Source organism: Reyranella sp. (assembly GCF_036558665.1).
Classification (GTDB): domain Bacteria; phylum Pseudomonadota; class Alphaproteobacteria; order Reyranellales; family Reyranellaceae; genus Reyranella.
Map to the genome: position 1 here is coordinate 18,064 of NZ_DATBFE010000009.1, position 15,816 is coordinate 33,879.

Annotated in this window: 15 protein-coding genes and 2 pseudogenes; 7 read left to right on the plus strand and 10 right to left on the minus strand. The window is 68.1% G+C overall.

Annotated elements, in window-relative coordinates; all coding sequences use genetic code 11:
• Window positions 1-220 precede the first annotated feature (220 nt).
• The 5 genes from VH499_RS01620 to VH499_RS01640 form a co-directional block, all read right to left on the minus strand.
• Window positions 221-1,150, minus strand: a complete 930-nt coding sequence (locus VH499_RS01620) for a class I SAM-dependent methyltransferase (RefSeq protein ID WP_332050931.1) — start codon at window positions 1,148-1,150, stop codon at window positions 221-223.
• A gap of 153 nt (window positions 1,151-1,303) precedes the next feature.
• Entirely contained in the window at window positions 1,304-2,734 is a 1,431-nt protein-coding gene (locus VH499_RS01625; protein ID WP_332050932.1) for a tetratricopeptide repeat protein, read from the minus strand.
• A gap of 125 nt (window positions 2,735-2,859) precedes the next feature.
• Window positions 2,860-3,855 (minus strand): glycosyltransferase family 2 protein, encoded by a 996-nt coding sequence (locus VH499_RS01630; RefSeq protein WP_332050933.1) that lies wholly within the window; start codon window positions 3,853-3,855, stop codon window positions 2,860-2,862.
• Window positions 3,856-3,978: 123 nt separating this feature from the next.
• Window positions 3,979-5,703 (minus strand): IlvD/Edd family dehydratase, encoded by a 1,725-nt coding sequence (locus tag VH499_RS01635; RefSeq protein ID WP_332050934.1) that lies wholly within the window; start codon window positions 5,701-5,703, stop codon window positions 3,979-3,981.
• Window positions 5,704-5,846: 143 nt separating this feature from the next.
• Window positions 5,847-6,962 carry an FAD-dependent oxidoreductase gene (locus VH499_RS01640; RefSeq protein WP_332050935.1) on the minus strand — a complete coding sequence of 372 codons (1,116 nt, stop codon included), beginning with the start codon at window positions 6,960-6,962 and terminating at the stop codon, window positions 5,847-5,849.
• 214 nt (window positions 6,963-7,176) lie between these two features.
• On the opposite strand from VH499_RS01640, the gene VH499_RS01645 reads away from it, so the two are divergent.
• Entirely contained in the window at window positions 7,177-7,767 is a 591-nt protein-coding gene (locus VH499_RS01645; RefSeq protein ID WP_332050936.1) for a cysteine hydrolase family protein, read from the plus strand.
• Window positions 7,768-7,935: 168 nt separating this feature from the next.
• Here VH499_RS01645 and VH499_RS01650 read toward each other — a convergent pair whose 3' ends face one another.
• The 3 genes from VH499_RS01650 to VH499_RS01660 form a co-directional block, all read right to left on the minus strand.
• On the minus strand, window positions 7,936-8,079 hold the full coding sequence (locus VH499_RS01650; protein ID WP_332050937.1) for a hypothetical protein: 144 nt from the start codon (window positions 8,077-8,079) through the stop codon (window positions 7,936-7,938).
• Window positions 8,079-8,243, minus strand: coding sequence for a Flp family type IVb pilin (locus VH499_RS01655; protein WP_332050938.1), 165 nt, complete (start codon window positions 8,241-8,243; stop codon window positions 8,079-8,081). Before VH499_RS01655 ends, VH499_RS01650 begins: the two co-directional genes overlap by 1 nt.
• A 152-nt stretch (window positions 8,244-8,395) precedes the next feature.
• The gene (locus VH499_RS01660) at window positions 8,396-8,557 is read right to left on the minus strand and encodes a Flp family type IVb pilin (RefSeq protein WP_332050939.1); all 162 of its coding nucleotides are present in this window, start codon (window positions 8,555-8,557) and stop codon (window positions 8,396-8,398) included.
• Window positions 8,558-8,777: 220 nt separating this feature from the next.
• Here VH499_RS01660 and VH499_RS01665 point away from each other — a divergent pair, with 220 nt between their 5' ends.
• The 3 genes from VH499_RS01665 to VH499_RS01675 all read left to right on the plus strand — a co-directional run bounded on the left by VH499_RS01665 (window position 8,778) and on the right by VH499_RS01675 (window position 12,687).
• Complete coding sequence (locus VH499_RS01665) at window positions 8,778-9,584, plus strand: universal stress protein (RefSeq protein ID WP_332050940.1); 807 nt, start codon at window positions 8,778-8,780, stop codon at window positions 9,582-9,584.
• Window positions 9,585-10,032: 448 nt separating this feature from the next.
• Complete coding sequence (locus VH499_RS01670) at window positions 10,033-11,541, plus strand: hypothetical protein (RefSeq protein WP_332050941.1); 1,509 nt, start codon at window positions 10,033-10,035, stop codon at window positions 11,539-11,541.
• Between the two features lie 117 nt (window positions 11,542-11,658).
• Window positions 11,659-12,687 carry an HAD family hydrolase gene (locus VH499_RS01675; protein WP_332050942.1) on the plus strand — a complete coding sequence of 343 codons (1,029 nt, stop codon included), beginning with the start codon at window positions 11,659-11,661 and terminating at the stop codon, window positions 12,685-12,687.
• Between the two features lie 612 nt (window positions 12,688-13,299).
• Here VH499_RS01675 and VH499_RS01680 read toward each other — a convergent pair.
• Window positions 13,300-13,785 carry a helix-turn-helix domain-containing protein gene (locus VH499_RS01680; protein WP_332050943.1) on the minus strand — a complete coding sequence of 162 codons (486 nt, stop codon included), beginning with the start codon at window positions 13,783-13,785 and terminating at the stop codon, window positions 13,300-13,302.
• 87 nt (window positions 13,786-13,872) lie between these two features.
• Here VH499_RS01680 and VH499_RS01685 point away from each other — a divergent pair, with 87 nt between their 5' ends.
• From VH499_RS01685 to VH499_RS01695, 3 genes and pseudogenes are all read left to right on the plus strand, one after another.
• Window positions 13,873-14,724 carry a dienelactone hydrolase family protein gene (locus VH499_RS01685; protein WP_332050944.1) on the plus strand — a complete coding sequence of 284 codons (852 nt, stop codon included), beginning with the start codon at window positions 13,873-13,875 and terminating at the stop codon, window positions 14,722-14,724.
• A gap of 54 nt (window positions 14,725-14,778) precedes the next feature.
• The gene (gene parS, locus VH499_RS01690) at window positions 14,779-15,267 is read left to right on the plus strand and encodes a type II toxin-antitoxin system Xre/ParS family antitoxin (RefSeq protein WP_332050945.1); all 489 of its coding nucleotides are present in this window, start codon (window positions 14,779-14,781) and stop codon (window positions 15,265-15,267) included.
• Window positions 15,264-15,515, plus strand: a pseudogene (locus tag VH499_RS01695) (RES family NAD+ phosphorylase); the annotation flags it as partial. The gene parS and the pseudogene VH499_RS01695, both read left to right, overlap by 4 nt.
• 27 nt (window positions 15,516-15,542) lie before the next feature.
• Here the strand turns inward: VH499_RS01695 and VH499_RS01700 are convergent.
• Window positions 15,543-15,812: pseudogene (locus VH499_RS01700) on the minus strand (folate-binding protein); the annotation flags it as partial.
• Window positions 15,813-15,816 lie beyond the last annotated feature (4 nt).

A 15,816-nucleotide genomic window follows, 5' to 3' on the forward strand; every position in this document is an offset into this window, starting at 1 on the left:
ATTCGGTTGAAAAACTCTTTTCCCCGTTTTGGCGTGCAACATTGATTCATTCGAGTCGGTCGTGCGCGCCACAGAGAATCAAAATAACCCGAGGATCGGATCAAACGTTGCGCTACCGATTCAACTCGCCGACTTTTTCAACGGAATTGGCCGGGACCGGATATCGGCCAAAGCCATCCAGACATTCGATTTGATCACGGGGCGGCGGTTTCCGCAGTTATCACTCGGCCATACTTATCCCTGTCGCTACGTTGACCTCCTGCGGTACGGCCAAGCCATATCCGTCGACGTATGCCCGAGTGTTTTCCTTCACATATGCAACCAATCGCGCGCGTGATTCTTCGCTCGCTGCGGCAACTAGTCCGGCCACGGGCATGGCGGATAGGTGCTGCAGCACAAACTCATCCGGCGGCGGAAGGCGAAGCGTCATTCGAACGTTGTGGACCGATACGTGGCGATACCCAGCCGCCTCAAGCAGGCCCCGAAGCTCAGCGTCGTCCGGGAGCGAAAACGCTGCTGTCGTGCTGGCTGCTGCCTCGCTGCTTATGTGCCGCGCCAGACCCTCGCGCTGCGCCATAAAGTACGGAGATGCGCCGGTCCATACGCTCAACGCGGCACGGCCCCCCGGCACCAGGACGCGGCGCATCTCGCGGAGGGCTTTCTGCCGTTCCGGGAAGAATTGCAGTCCCTGCTGGCACAGCACGACATCAAAGCTTCTGTCCGGAAAGGGCAATGCCAGGGCGCTTCCGTGTCGCCAGTCGACGGTGAGGCCCGGCGGCAACTGCAGTCGGCGGGCGACATTGAGCATGCCCTCGTTGAGGTCGAGACCGCTCACGCCGCCTCCTGGGGCGACGCGGCGCGCTGCAAGCCGCGCGACGACACCGGTCCCCGTGGCGACGTCGAGCACGCGCTCTCCCGGTCGCAACTCCGCGAGGTCAAGCAGCCCTGGAACCCATGGTCCGACGATGAACGGTACGGGCCATCGCTCGTAGCGTTCGGCGGCATCGCCCTGCAATTGGAAACGGGTCAGACCCGCTGTTTCGGCTTCATCGGCGGATTTCACGGTCACCTTCCAGTCGCGAATATCCTGCTCTTCGCGCACTCCCTCAAGGTCAATGACGATCTCCAAATTCGCCCGCGCGTTGCGCATGGTCTACGGCGGACATGGACATATCCAGGTGTGACCAAGTCGCTCCTGAATGTCCGCGTTGGGGTCATTGTCTGACGTACTACTTCACGGTGCTGACGTCTGGACTTGAGTGAAACGCGGACACAAGGGCAGCGAACTTATGGGTGTTTGACCCTAGAACCGCCAGCTTACGCCGAACATGAAGCTGTTGTTCTCGAAGGCGTAGTTTGGCACGGTCGCGCCGCGGACGAAACGGCCGCCGGACAGGGAAAAGGTCGTGCGTTCGTCGAACGGAACGCTGAATACCACGTTCAGAATCGTGTCGTTCTGGAAACGGAAGGTGTTGGGATCGATCGTCGGATCGGGCTGGTCGTAGCGCCACCACTGCTCGTTGGCGCTGAGATTGACCGTCCAGGGCAGCGCGGTCTTGAACAGCGGATCGGTGAAGCGGAACACCATGCCGCCGCCCACGCCCCACAGCGTGTAGTTCTGCCACGGCGTGCTCGCCGTCTCGTACTGCTGCCAGCTGCCGTTGCCGTAGAGCGTCACGACGGGGCTGAGCTGGAACTGGAAGATCGTGGTGCCGGTATATTGCGCGCCGGTGAACTGGCTGTTGGTCGGCAGGTACCAGGTGTCGGGATAGTCCTGGCGGCGCCACACGAAGGTCGTGGTGTTGCGCAGCCGGTCGCTGAGCAGCACGCTGCCCTCCAGCCCGGCTCCGTAGCTCGCATAATAAGGTGTGTCGTTGACCCAGATCGCGCCCACCGTGGCGAACGGCTTCAGCGTCACGTCCTCGAAGGTGCCGCTCAGGATCTGGAAGCGCGGGCCGCTGGTGAGGTCGAGCAGCGAGACGTTGGCCTGCGAGACCTGGAACTGGCGGTTGGCGTAGGCGGTGAACAGCGTCTCGAGCGCCGACTTGTCCTGGCGGCCGAAGTCGTAGACGTGGCGAAGCTGCACCGAGCCGACCACGCCCCAGTCCGGCTGGCCGAGCGAGGCCTGGTTGAGGTTGGCCGCCTGGCCGAACAGCACCACGTTCGAGGTCGCGGGCCCGAGATTGGCGTTCGACTGATAGCGCCAGCCAAGGAACACCTCGCCCGAGAAGCGCGAGCGCTGCTCGTCCTTGGCGATCTGCGCCATGAATTGCTCGGCGCGCTGGCGCACCTCGGGCGTGAGCTCGGGCGACTTCAGCGCGCCGTCGAGGTAGGTCCGCGCGACCTCGTACGAGCCGAGCCGGTAGTAGAGCACGCCCAGCTCCAGCCGCACGCGCGGCAGGTTGGGATTGATCAGCAGCATGCGCTCGAGGGCGGAGATCGCGCCTTCGAGATCGCCGGTCTGGCTCGCGATGGTCGCGAACTTGAACAGCACGTCGAGGTCGGCCGGGTGCTCCATGGTCTGCTGGAAGGCGGCGTCATACTCGCTCTTCGACGGCGTGACCGTGGCCGGAGTCGACGGCGAGGAGGGCGCCTGCGCGAGCTGCGGCAGCTTCAACGACCTGGGCGTGGCCTCGGCGGCCTGCGGAAGTTTCAGCGAGCCTTGTGCGAGCAGCGGCGCATCGAAGGCGAACACGCCGGCGACCGCCAGCGCGACCAGGAATTCTCCCCGCATACTCTCTCGACTCCGCTCGCCCGCGCACGGGACCCCGCCGGCGCCGACGTCCTGACCACCTCCCGACCCGCCCGAGCCACCGGCAGATTCTGAAGGCTTTCCAATAGCTTATTGCATCAAGCGTGCTAGATCAACCAGCTTCTGAGGACGAACAGCCAGGATCGCGGCGGGCTGGCGCGGGCGGCGCGCATGCGCAAGAGCATGCGGGCGTACTGCTTCTCGCCGAGCGCGGTGGCGAGCTTCTCGCGATCGCGGATCATGGCGTCCAGCATGCGGTCCAGCATGCGGGCATGGGTGTCGCCCCAACTGCGCGCCGAAAGATGCAGCCGCCCGCCCAGGATCGGATTGTTGGCGGCGAAGTTCCTGCCGTGCAGCCGGTATGAATAGAGCGGCTCGTCGATCAGCAGCGAGCCCGCCACCATCTGCGCCATCACCACGATGTAGAAGTCCATGTGCAGGCGGAAGGTCTCGTCGTCGTCAGGGAAGACGAGGTCGATCAGCGAGCGGCGGAACATCATCGACGAGGTCGAGACCCAGACCCAGTGCACCAGCCGCTTGGTGTAGAGGCGGTAGGGCGTCTGTGTCTGCCAGTGCGCGCGGCGCGCCGCGGCATCGAGCTTCGGCACGCGCGCCGGATCGACCGGCGCGAAGGCGCGGCCGCGATCGGCCACCGCGCGATCCTTGCCGAACCAGTAGACCGCGCCTGCGATCACCTGGCCCCGGCCGTCGATCAGCCGCGCATTGCAGGCGGTGAAGCCCACGGCGTAGCTCTCGTTCAGGTGCGCCGCGAGATGGCGCTCGAGGAAATCGTCGTTCCAGAGATCGTCGGAATCGAGGAAGCAGACGAAGGGTGCGCTGGTGTGCTTCAGCCCGGCGCGCGTGGCGCCGGTCTGGCCGACATTCTTCGGCAGGCGCACGAGCGAGAAGCGGGGGTCGTTCAATTCGTCGAGCGTCTGCCGGATCGCCTCGACCGATTTGTCGGTCGACGCATCGTCGACGATCACGCACTCGAAGTCGCGCCATGTCTGGCGCGCCACCGAGCGCACCGCCGCGCCGATATAGTCGGCGCAGTTGTAGCAGGTCACGACGACGGAGATCCTGGGGAGCGTGGTTTCGGTCATTTTTTCATATTCCTCGCCCCCGCTAGGGGGAGAGGCGAGGAGAGGGGGCTTCGAGGGACATGCGCAACCCCCTCACCCAACCTCTCCCCCTAGCGGGGGCGAGGAGAAAGAGGTGGAGGATCATCACCGCTTCGCGGGCCCCAGGAAGTCGAAGTCGACGCCTTCGTCGGCCTGCAAGACGGTCTTGTGGAAGAGGCCGGTGTAGCCGCGGTCGCTGCCGGCATGGGCGGGCGGCGCCAGCCACGCCTTGCGGCGCTTCTCGAGCTCGGCCTCGGACACCAGGAGCTCGAGCTTGCGGTTGGGCACGTCGAGCGTGATGCGATCGCCGGTCCTGACCAGCGCCAGCGGTCCGCCGACGGCTGATTCGGGCGCGACGTGCAGCACGATCGTGCCGAACGCCGTGCCGCTCATGCGCGCGTCGGAGATGCGGATCATGTCCTTCACGCCCGCGCGCGCGAGCTTCATCGGGATGGGAAAGGAGCCCGCCTCCGGCATGCCCGGCGCGCCTTTCGGTCCGGCATTGCGCAGCACGAGAATGTCGTCGGCCTTCACGTCGAGGTCGGGATCGTCGCCGCGCGCGGCCAGATCCTGCAGCGAGTCGAACACCACGGCGCGGCCGGTGTGCGTGAGAAGGGCGGGCGTCGCCGCGGCGTGCTTGATCACCGCGCCGCGCGGCGCGAGATTGCCGCGCAGCACCGCCATGCCGCCGGTCGGCTTGATCGGATTCTGCGGCGTGCGGATCACGGTCTGGCCGGGCACGATCTCGGCCGCGTCGATCACCTCCTTCAGGGTCCTGCCCGCCACGGTGCGGCAGCTCTCGTCGAGATGGACGCGGACCTCGCGCATCAGCCGCGAATTGCCGCCGGCCCAGTGGAAGTGCTCCATGTAGTGATCGCCCGAGGGCTTGAGATCGACCAGCACCGGCACCTTGCGGCCGATCGCGTCGAACGCCTCGAGCTCGATCGCGACCCCCAGCCGGCGCGCGATCGCGGTCAGATGGACGAGCGCATTGGTCGAGCCGCCGATCGCCTGCAGCACGGTGAGGGCGTTGCGGAAGGCGGCCTCCGTCATGATCTCGCTCGGCCGCGGCCCCTGCTGCTTCGCCATCTCGGCGGCGAGCCGGCCGCTCTGCTCGGCAAGCCGCAGGCGGTCGGAGTGCGTGGCGGGCGTCGAGCCGCTGCCCGGCAGCGCCATGCCCAGCGTCTCGACGATGCAGCCCATGGTGCTCGCCGTGCCCATCACCATGCAGGTGCCCTTGGTCGGCGCCAGCCGCTCGCTCACGCGCTCGATGTCGGCGGCGGAGAAGGTGCCGGCGCGATACTGGCCCCACAGCCGCCGGCAGTCGGTGCAGGCGCCCAGCACCTCGCCCTTGAAGTGGCCGACCAGCATCGGCCCGACCGGCAGCACGACGGCGGGCCGGTCGACGCTCGCCGCCGCCATGAGCTGCGCCGGCAAGGTCTTGTCGCAGCCGCCGATCAGCACGACCGAGTCCATCGGCTGGGCGCGGATCATCTCCTCGGTGTCCATCGCCATCAGGTTGCGCAGGAACATGCTGGTCGGATGGGAGAAGCTCTCGTGGATCGAGACGGTGGGAAACACCATCGGCAGTGCACCCGCCAGCATGACGCCGCGCTTCACCGCCTCGATCAGGTCGGGCACGTTGCCGTGGCAGGGATTGTAGTCGCTCGCCGTGTTGGTGATGCCGACGATCGGCCGGTCGAGCGCATCGTCGGAATAGCCGCCCGCCTTGATGAAGGCCTTGCGCAGGAACAGCGAGAAGCCGGCATCGCCGTAGGTGGCCAGCCCCTGCCGCAAACCCGTCGGGCCGTTCTTCTTGCGCGATGGCATGGACCTGCTCCCTGACGACTTTTTTTCCTTCCCCCCTCTCCTAGCCTCTCTCCCTCGCGGCGGCGAGGAACATGAAGAAGAGGCAGCTCTCTTTCATACTCCTCTCCCCCGCGGGGGGGAGAGGTTGGGAGAGGGGGCGAAGATCATGTATCGCCTTCCAGGCCTGCCGCCCAGCGGGCGTGGGCGGCCGGGTCGCGCTCGCCGGCGATGGTGCGGGCGAGCTCGAGCCCCATCAGCGCGCCGAACTTGAAGCCGTGGCCCGAGCACGGCGACATGATCCAGCCCGCCTCGCCCTGCTTCTCGACGACGAAGCGCTCGTCGGCGGTCACGGTGTAGAAGCAGACCTTGAGCCGCTCGACCCGCCACTGCGCAAAACCCTGCAGCAGACTGCGGCAGCGCGCGAGCAGCGGCCGCATCTCGTCCTCGCTCGCCGTGCGCTCGGCTGCGGGATCGCCTGTGCGGCTGAAGGCGTGATCGCCGACCTTGAGGCCGCGGCCCTGCATCGGCGGCACGAGATAGAGTCCCATGTCGCCGGTCTGCTCGAGGATCATCGGGCCCTTCGCCCAGGCGGCGCGGTCGGCAGCCGGCAGATCGAAATAGGCGACGACCTGGCGCGAGGGTACGAGCCGCCCGGCCAGCGACGGCAGCAGCCGCGGCACCCAGGCGCCGGCCGCCACGACGACGACGTCGGCGTCGTGCGCGGCGCCGGCCTCGGTGACGATGCGCGCGCGGTCGAGATCGACGTCGCGTACCGGCGCTCGCGGATGGAGCGCCACGCCGGGCTTCGCCGCCAGCCGGCGGGCGAGCGCGCTCACGATATCTTGAGCGAACAGGACGCCGCCCGAGGCGATCCAGAAGGCGCGCTCGACGCCGTGCGTCTTCAGGAGCGGAAAGCGTCGCGGCAGGTCGGCGACGGCGATCTCCGTCATGGGGTGACCGATGGCCGCGAGTGACGCCGCCGATCGCCCGGCCCAGGTCGCGCCGTTGCCGCTCAGCGCCAGCGTCCCGGTGGGCGCATAGAGGCGCTGGCCGAGTTCCTGCCAGACCAGCTCCCAGGCCGCGAACGCGTCGTCGATCAGGCGGGCATAACCCGCATGATCGCCGTAGGGATGGCGGATCAGGCGATGTTCGTCGAAGGAGGAGCCGAGCGGATGGGGCAGATCGGCCTGCTCGAAGAGCTCGACGCGGCATCCTTCACGCGCCAGCGCCCAGGTCGTGGCGAGTCCCATGATGCCGCCGCCAACGACGATTGCCTTCATGGGCGCTCTCATGATCGCGCACACTCCGCGAGCCGCGCCGGCCGGTCAAGCGCCTCCACTCGGCGTGCGTCGTGCAGAAAAAATGTTGGCACTTCAGGTGCAACGAGGGCGTTGCTCATGTGCGTTCGTGGGGCTTGCAAAAGCCATTGTGTTCGGCGTTGATACGGACCACGTTTACACAACCGTATGTGGGTGAAGGGAAGGGGTGGCCAACATGGCGATGACGATGCTGCAGATGTCGGGCATGGCGCCGGCGCCGGCGACGATGGCCGACGGCGTGCTGCTGATCATCGACGCGCAGCGGGAGTACACCGACGGCCTGCTGCCGCTGACCGGCGTGCAGACCGCGGTCGAGGCGCTGGCCGTGCTGCTCGAGAAGGCTCGCGGCGCCGGAGCGCCGGTCGTCCATGTCCGCCACAAGGGCCCGGGCAAGGCGTTCAACCCGGCATCGAGCGGTTACGAGATCGTGAAGCAGTTGACGCCGCGCGACGGCGAGACGGTGGTCGACAAGGGCCTGCCCAACGCCTTCGCGGGCACCGAGCTCGCCAAGCAGCTCGCCGCGATCGGTCGCAAGAACCTGATCGTCGGCGGCTTCATGACCCACATGTGCATCTCCGCCACCGTGCGCGCGGCCACCGATCACGGCTACATGAGCACGATCGCAGCCGACACGGTCGCCACGCGCGACCTGCCCGACGTCATGAACGGCGCCACCATCAGCGCCGAGGCGATCAACAAGATCACGCTCGCCGCGCTCTCCGACCGCTTCGCCTGGATCGTGCCAAAGGCCGGCGGCATCGGCTGAGCTTCGCTCTTGCGGACGGCGAGCTTCCCGCTCGCATGCATCATGAGCGCGCGTCGCGCAGTGCAACCGCCGCGTCGCGCGACGTAACCGCCGCGTCGCGCGACGTAACCGCCGCGTCGCGCGATGTAACCGACGCGCCTCGATGCGCGCGGTCCGCAACCGCGATGTCTACAGCGCGAGCGGGTTGCCGAACTGGGAAGCCAGCGCGACGAGGGCGACCGCGACCAGCAGGACGAGCGCGCTGTACTGCAGCAGCGAGTCGCGGCGCGTGTCGGCCTGCAGCCGGCGCAGGCCGGCGAGGAAAGAAGGCATCAGGGAAACCCGGCCGCGACTTGCGACAGGAGGGTTCCCAGCTTGGTGCCGATGTCGGTCATGGCGACGACGCCGGCGATCGAGATCAGCATGGCCACGAGCGAATATTCGATCGCGGTCACGGCGCGCTTGTCCGACAGCAGACGGCGGAGGATCGACGGCATCATCGCGGCTCCGGGAAGATGGTCCGAGGATAATCTCCGGGCGTGCCGGGACAAGCTCTGACCTGTAACGTTGGTAAGCTCCGCCGGGTCGAAGAAAAAGGGCGGGGCCCGGAGGCTCCGCCCTTGTTTGCCCGGTCGGGCGACCGGCAGGATTACATCGCGCCCGCGACGTTGCTCAGCACGCCGTTGACCTTGTTGCCAAGGGTGCCCATCGCGGTGATGGCGGCGACGGCGATCAGAGCGGCGATCAGCGTGTACTCGATGGCGGTGACGCCATCGGTGTTCTTCATAAGACGACGGAAAATCGACAGCATGAGTATCTCCAAAATAATTCGTTGCCTGGCCTACACTCCCGCCCCTCCGTGGGCCGTGGTTGGGGCGGCGCGGCGGGGACAGACACCTCTGTAATGGGTCGAGGTATTGACAATAAGATATTGAAAGAACTGACGGACTCAATGAACGTATTGTATCAATCGCGTCACCGCGTCGTGGTATGTTCGAGGCAAAACAGGAAGCAAGACAGGGAGAGCGATCATGAAATCGATCCTGACGATGGCGTGGGCGGCCGAGGATCCGGCCGCGTTCGTCATGGCGGCGAAACTCGCGCGCGCCTTCGATGCGCGTCTGGTGGGACTGGAGCCGCCGTCATACGGCGTGATGAGCATGGCGTGGGCCGATGCCGGCATGGGCGCGCCGATCGGCGGCGGACTCGCGGAAGATGCCGAGGAGCGTCAACGCGTGGCGGCGGTGCGCCAGGCGTTCGAGAACAGCGCGACGGGCCTCGCCTCCGAATGGCGCGCCGCCGACGACAGCGGACCGACGGCGATCGGCGTGATCGGCCGCGCCTTCGATCTCATCGTGATGCCGCAGCCCGGTCCGCTGCCGAAGATGCCGGAGAGCGTGTTCGAGACCGCGCTGTTCGACTCGGGCCGGCCGGTGCTGGTGGTGCCGGTCGGCTTCGACGGCATGGTCGGCAAGCGCATCCTGTTCGCCTGGAACGGCTCGACCGAAAGCGCGCGCGCGATCTCGCTCGCCATGCCGATGCTGAGCCGCGCCGAATCGATCGACGTCATGAGCGTCGACGGCGCCGGCGTGCCGGGACCGAGCGCGGCCGAGATCGCCCAGTCGCTGCTCGGGCACGGCTTCAAGGTGACCAGCCAGAACGTCAAGGCGGGCACGCGCTCGGCTGGCCAGACCATCGTCGACACCGCGATCGTGGGCGGCGCCGATCTGATCGTGAAGGGCGCCTACACGCAGAGCCGCCTGCGCCAGATGATCTTCGGCGGCATGACGCGGCACCTGATCCTGCACTCGCCGCTGCCGGTGCTGTTCTCGTATTGAGTCTCGCGATGCTTCTTCTTTCTCCTCGCCTCCGATAGGGCGAGAGGCGGGAGAGGGGACCGCGCACGTCATGCTCCTCGCCCCGAGCGGAGAAGAGGAACATGAGACCGGAGTTTCGCACGTCATGCTCCTCGCCCCGAGCGGAGAAGAGGAACATGAGACGGGACGCGCGCACGTCATGCTCCTCGCCCCCGATAGGGGGAGAGGTGGGGAGAGGGGGCGGTCTACCGCAGGTGCTGTCGCACTCCCCTCTCCTAACCTCTCCCCGAAGGGGAGAGGAACATGAGACCGGAGTTTCTGGGGAGAGGGGGGCTGGCTACCGCAGGTGCTGTTGCGCTCCCCTCTCCTAACCTCTCCCTTAAGGGGACAGGAACATGAGGAGAGGGGGAGAGAAGGAGCGACGCAGGGGCGCGGCTGCGCACGCGGCTGCCGTGCTAGAAGGCGGCGCATGACGAGCGGCCGGAACCTGCCTGTTGTGCTGAGGGCGCGCCGTCGCCGGCCGTGGCGGGCGACCGTGCTGGCGATGCTGGCGCTCATGATCGTGGTCGCGGCCTGGCTGCTGGCCGGTCCCGAGGCGCCGGTGCAGGGCGCGACCGCGGGCGAGAAGCTCGCCGCGCTCCAGGCCGAGCGCGCGGCGCTGCAGGCGAAGGCCGACGGCGAGAGCCGGCTCGCTCTCCTGCCGGCGTTCCGGGTCGCGAGCTTGCTGACCGACGCGCTCGCGGTGCGGGTCGCCGGTGTGCGCGAGCGTGCGGTCGAGACGCTCGGTCAGACGCAGCGCCAGGGCTTCGCCGCGCTCGATGCGCTCGACGGCGTGCTGCGCGATGCGGTGGCGCGGCCGGGCGAGGGCGCGCGCGCCGCGGTCGAGCCGCCGCGTCAGCGCGCGCAGGCGGCGCTCGACCGGATGGCGGGCGACGGCAAGCCGCTCGTCCTGCAGTTCAGCCCGCGCTTCGTGCCGCCGCGTCGCGCCGGCGCCGAGCTCGCGCTGCCGCCCGATCCCTCGACGAACTCCGGACAAGTCCGTTCGTCTGGTAGCGATCGGCCCGCACCCGATGCGCCGCCGTCGGCAGCGATGCCGCGCTACGTGCCGTCCTTCGCCGCGCCGGCCGCGGATCCGCCGGTCGAGATCGAGGTCGCCGCGGTCGGCTTCGAGGACGGCGACGCACCGCCCTCGCTGACCGTCGGCGCATGGAAGGGCCCGGCGCGCGTGACGCCGCTTCGGCTGCACTTCTCGGTGCCGCGCGCCGCCTTCGCGACCGACGCCCAGCGCTCGACCTTCGCCGCCGCCACGCTCTCGTTCCGCCGCGGCGGACGCACGGCGAGCGTGCAGCTCCTGTTCGTCGTGCTGCCCGACCGGCCAGGCCAGTTCGCGCTCGACCAGAAGGTGCGCACGCTGGTGCCGGACGCGAGGACGCTGGTCTCGCCCGAGCTGCTGGCGCGCGCCGACGCCGGCAAGAGCGCGACCGTGCGCCACTGCTTCGACCCGCCGGCCGGCGCGCGCTTCGACAAGTCGCAGCGCCGCGTCGTCGAGGTGCAGCGGCTCGGCTGGCACGGCGACATGAGCGATCCGACGCTGAACGAGGGCACGGTCGAGTTCGCCAAGGACGAGAAGGCCGATCAGATCTGCCTCGTCGTGACGGCGAAGCCGACCGACGACGAGGCGCGCACCGCGACCATCGGCCGGTTCGAGGCGACGCTGGTCGAGGACCGCGCCGAGGACAACACGGTCAGGACCGGCGTGCGCGCGCTCGACTGGAACGAGCCGGTGCGCGTGGCGCTCGATCCGAAGACCGTCGAGTGGCGGCTCTACCTCAAGCTCCTGGGCGAGATCGGCCGCGAGTTCGACACGCCGCTTTCGGGCGACTCGCCGCTGCCGGCGGGCCTGCCGTTCCTGCGCCTGGAGCGCGACCAGGACGGCAAGACCCTGATCCTGCGCGCCGACCCGACCGCGGAGCCGTGAAGAACAGCGGCGCTGCCGCTCCTGCGTCGGCCGCCGAATCTGCATAGCCCCGCGCCGGGGCCGAAGACGATAGTCGAAGCCGATCGAACCCGTGCATGCTGGCAACGGAGGCCGTCGATGAAAGCGAAGCTCTCCTCCCTTGTGTTTGCACGTTTGATTGCCGTGGCGATCCTGTGCGTCCTCGCGCTCGACGCCCGCGCGCAGACCGATCCACTGCCGTCGTGGAACGACAGCGTCGCGAAGACGGCGATCGTCGACTTCGTGAAGGCGACGACGACGCAGGGAAGCCCGCAGTTCGTGGCCGCCGAGGAGCGTATCGCCACCTTCGACCAGGACGGCACGCTGTGGGTCGAGAAGCCGATGTACTCGCAGGTGATCTACTGCCTCGACCGCGTGCCTGCCGTGGTCAAGGCAAAGCCCGAGCTGGCGGAGGTCGAGCCGTTCAAGACCGTGATGTCGGGCAATCGCGAGGCGATCGCCCGGCTCTCGATGCAGGATCTCGAGAAGATCCTCGTCGCCACGCTTACCGGCATGCCGGTCGACGAGTTCAGGGCCGAGGCCGCAAAGTGGCTCGACACGGCCCGGGACCCGCGCTGGAAGCGGCCCTATACGGAGCTGACCTACCTGCCGATGCACGAGGTGATGCAGTATCTGCGCGGCAACGGCTACAAGACCTACATCGTCACCGGCGGCGGCCAGGACTTCGTCCGGGTCTATGCCGAGCGTGTCTACGGGATTCCGCCCGAGCAGGTCGTCGGCACGGCCGGCGGCACCAAATACGGCTACGCCAAGGACGGCAAGCCGTTCCTGACCAAGGAGCCCAGGCTCCTGCTGAACGACGACAAGGCCGGCAAGCCCGAAGGCATTCACCTGATGATCGGCCGCCGGCCGGTCGTCGCGTTCGGCAACTCGGACGGCGACCGCGAGATGCTCGAATACACCAAGGCCGGCGCCGGCGCGCGCCTGTCGATGATCGTGATGCACGACGATGCGGCGCGTGAATACGCCTATGGCCCGGCGCAGGGACTGCCGGAGTCCAAGGTCGGCACCTTCACCCAGGCGGTCTACGACGAGGCGAAGAAGGACGGCTGGGTCGTCATCAGCATGAAGAACGACTGGAAGCGCATCTTCGCCTGGGGACCGTGAGCCGATCGCGCGGAGGCGCTGGTCGCGAGAGGCGGCGCGATCAGCGTGCAGGTGCTGAACGAGCTTGCCAACGTGGCGCGGCGCAAGATGCTCCTCGCCCCCGATAGGGGGAGAGGAACATGAGTCAGCGCTTGCGGCTTGCTCCTCCACTTTTCTCTTCTCCTCTCCCCCGATCGGGAGAAGAGAGGGGGCGACGCACAGCGTGAGCCTCGGAGTCCCCCTCTCCTAACCTCTCTCCAAGGGGGAGAGGAACATGAGACGGGAGTCTCGCGCCTCATGCTCCTCGCCCCCGATAGGGGGAGAGGTGGGGAGAGGGGGCGGACTACCGCACGTGCTGTTGCAACCCCCTAACCTCTCCCCAAGGGGGAGAGGGACATGAGACGGGAGTCTCGCACCTCATGCTCCTCGCCCCCGCACGTGCTGTTGCACCCCTCTCCTAACCTCTCCCCAAGGGGGAGAGGAACATGAGACGGGAGTCTCGCACCTCATGCTCCTCGCCCCCGATAGGGGGAGAGGTGGGGAGAGGGGGCGGTCCACCGCACGTGCTGTTGCAACCCCCTCTCCTAACCTCTCCCCAAGGGGGAGAGGGACATGAGACGGGAGTCTCGCACCTCATGCTCCTCGCCCGCGGCGGAATTTGGCATCGATCACGGGCTCGACGTCGGAGCCCCTGACGCGCCGGCCGCGCTCGTCGACGAGGGCGACGCCAAGTCTCTGGCCATTCGCCTTCGAGCGCAGCCTGAAGGGCGACGCGCCGTCGCCCAGCCATTTGTCGCCCCATTCCGTCATCGCCATGAACGGCAGGCCGAGCTCCGCGCCCATCCTGGTCAGCGGGTACTCGACGCGGGTGCGCTGACCCGCCTCGCGATAGTCGCGCTTTTCCATGAGTCCGCTCTCGACGAGGCCGGCCAGACGGTTGGAGAGCACGCTGCGCGGGATGTCGAGGTCGGCGTGGAAATCCTCGAAGCGCCGGACGCCGTAAAGCGCGGAGCGCAGGATGAGCAGCGTCCATCGATCGCCGATCAGCTCGAAGCTGCGGGCGAGATTGCAATGGCGCGCGGCGACCGGGGAACGACGAACGGGCGGCGAGGCTGTCACGGGCGGCCAACGATCTGGGTTGCAATTGTGGATGCAGCCTTGTAACCGTTCTGCGTCCAGAAGGCAAACTCAGACAGGAGCTCCCCCATGGCGACCCGCAGCATGAACGCCGACGATCCGCTCGACGACTTCGCCGCCCGCGAGCTGGCGCTCGACGGCGTCACCCGGAAGGTCCATGTCGCCGGTCGTGGCCCGGCGGTCGTCGTGATGGCCGAGATGCCCGGCATCAGTCCGCACGTGGCGCGTTTCGCGCGCTGGGTCCGCGATGCCGGCTTCACGGTCTACATGCCGTCGCTGTTCGGCCGCGACGGCGCGGTCCCGGGCGCGGAGGAAGGCGCCGCGGTGTTCCGGCGGGCCTGCGTGAGCGCCGAGTTCAACGCCTTGGCCGGCGGCCGTTCGAGCCCGGTGACGAACTGGCTGCGGGCGCTCGCCCGTCATGCCCATCGGGAATGCGGCGGGCCCGGCGTCGGCGCCATCGGCATGTGCTTCACGGGCAACTTCGCCTTGACGATGATGCTGGAGCCGTCGGTGCTGGCGCCGGTGCTGGCCCAGCCGTCGCTGCCCCTCGAGGAGCCCGCCGGGCTGGAAATCGCGGACGACGAGATCACGGCGGTTCGCGAGCGCCTCGACCGGGACAACCTCACGGTGCTGGCCTACCGGTTCAAGGGAGACCGCATCTGCCGGGCGGAGCGCTTTGCCGCGTACGCGGCGGCATTGGGCGACCGCTTCATCGCACGCGAGTTGCCCGACTCCGCCGCGAACACCGACGTCGCGCCATTCTTTGCCAGGTATGTGTCCTATCCGCACAGCGTCGTGACGCAGCATCTCGTCGATGCCGCCGGTCAGCCGACGATCGCCGCCCGCGACGAGATCCTGGCATTCTTCGCGCGCCGGCTCGCCGTGCCGACCAACCGGCCAGATCCAATCGCGCGGGATTGAAAAGCGCCCTGTCATATGTCATATTATTTGCGACATTTGGCAGGGAGGCGGCCGATGACGGCGGCGGCGCGCAAGACACCGGATGCAGAAGCGGAGGCGGAGCGGCTGCAGCAGGTGGTGAAACTGTTGGGCGGCGGCCGCGTGCTGCACCGCCAGCCGCGTGATTCGCTCGCCGCGCACGAGCTCCTGGTGCGCGGCCTGCCCGGCCGGGCGGTCGTTCACCTGCTCGAAGGGCTTCGGGTGCTCGAGACGCGGGAGTCGGCCGAGAAGGGGCTGGGCATGAGCCTGCGCACCTATCAGCGCCACAAGGACAGCCCGGACAGGATGCTCGATCCGGGGCAGAGCGGCCGGACCTGGAAGTTCGCGGAGATCCTGGCCAAGGCGACGACGGTGTTCGGCTCGCAGGAGCGGGCGGAGCAGTGGCTGGAGAAGCCGGCCACGGGGCTCGACCGTCGACGCCCGATCGATCTTCTCGCCACGCCTGCCGGGCTGCAGCTGGTCGAGGACTTCCTGGAGCGTCTCGAGACCGGCGTCTACGCGTGACGCCGCTGCCGGCCGCGCTGGGTGGCGGTCCGCTGGCCGCCTGGCGCCTCGACGCCGCGCGTCATGCTGTGGACTGGGACAGCGGCGAGGGCGCGTGGCGGGCGGGCGGCCGCTGGAACAGCAAGGGCGTGCGTTGCGTCTATTGCTCGATCGATCCGGCGACCGCCATCCTCGAGGTCGCCGTGCACACCGGCTTCTTCGCGCTCGACACGATCGCCCACGCGCTGACCCGCGCGCGCGTGCTCGACCTTGAGATAGGCGAGCGCCAGCCCGCGTCCCGACGGCAGCGGTGCGCTCGAGGTGACCTGGCCGGCCGCGTGTCCGTCGACGTCGACCTCTGCGCCCTGCGGGACGGGCGCGTCGGTGTCGAGCTTGACCAGCACGCGGTTCACCGCGCCGCGCGACTGGATGCGCGCGACGATCTCCTGTCCGACGTAGCAGCCCTTGGTGAACGAGAGAGCGCGGTCGAGCCGCGCCTCCTGCGGGAAGTTGCGGTTGCCGACGTCGCGGCCGAACAGCGGGAGCGCGGCATCGATGCGCAGCAGCTCC

Excerpts from the sequence above, each read along its gene's own strand:
- VH499_RS01650 (WP_332050937.1), bottom strand. The coding sequence starts at position 8,079 with ATGCCTTCTTTCCTCGCCGGCCTGCGCCGGCTGCAGGCCGACACGCGC.
- VH499_RS01685 (WP_332050944.1), top strand. The coding sequence starts at position 13,873 with ATGGCGACCCGCAGCATGAACGCCGACGATCCGCTCGACGACTTCGCC.
- VH499_RS01640 (WP_332050935.1), bottom strand. The coding sequence starts at position 6,962 with ATGAAGGCAATCGTCGTTGGCGGCGGCATCATGGGACTCGCCACGACC.
- VH499_RS01635 (WP_332050934.1), bottom strand. The coding sequence starts at position 5,703 with ATGCCATCGCGCAAGAAGAACGGCCCGACGGGTTTGCGGCAGGGGCTG.
- VH499_RS01620 (WP_332050931.1), bottom strand. The coding sequence starts at position 1,150 with ATGCGCAACGCGCGGGCGAATTTGGAGATCGTCATTGACCTTGAGGGA.
- VH499_RS01670 (WP_332050941.1), top strand. The coding sequence starts at position 10,033 with ATGACGAGCGGCCGGAACCTGCCTGTTGTGCTGAGGGCGCGCCGTCGC.
- VH499_RS01665 (WP_332050940.1), top strand. The coding sequence starts at position 8,778 with ATGAAATCGATCCTGACGATGGCGTGGGCGGCCGAGGATCCGGCCGCG.
- parS (WP_332050945.1), top strand. The coding sequence starts at position 14,779 with ATGACGGCGGCGGCGCGCAAGACACCGGATGCAGAAGCGGAGGCGGAG.
- VH499_RS01630 (WP_332050933.1), bottom strand. The coding sequence starts at position 3,855 with ATGACCGAAACCACGCTCCCCAGGATCTCCGTCGTCGTGACCTGCTAC.
- VH499_RS01655 (WP_332050938.1), bottom strand. The coding sequence starts at position 8,243 with ATGCCGTCGATCCTCCGCCGTCTGCTGTCGGACAAGCGCGCCGTGACC.
- VH499_RS01645 (WP_332050936.1), top strand. The coding sequence starts at position 7,177 with ATGGCGATGACGATGCTGCAGATGTCGGGCATGGCGCCGGCGCCGGCG.
- VH499_RS01660 (WP_332050939.1), bottom strand. The coding sequence starts at position 8,557 with ATGCTGTCGATTTTCCGTCGTCTTATGAAGAACACCGATGGCGTCACC.
- VH499_RS01625 (WP_332050932.1), bottom strand. The coding sequence starts at position 2,734 with ATGCGGGGAGAATTCCTGGTCGCGCTGGCGGTCGCCGGCGTGTTCGCC.
- VH499_RS01675 (WP_332050942.1), top strand. The coding sequence starts at position 11,659 with ATGAAAGCGAAGCTCTCCTCCCTTGTGTTTGCACGTTTGATTGCCGTG.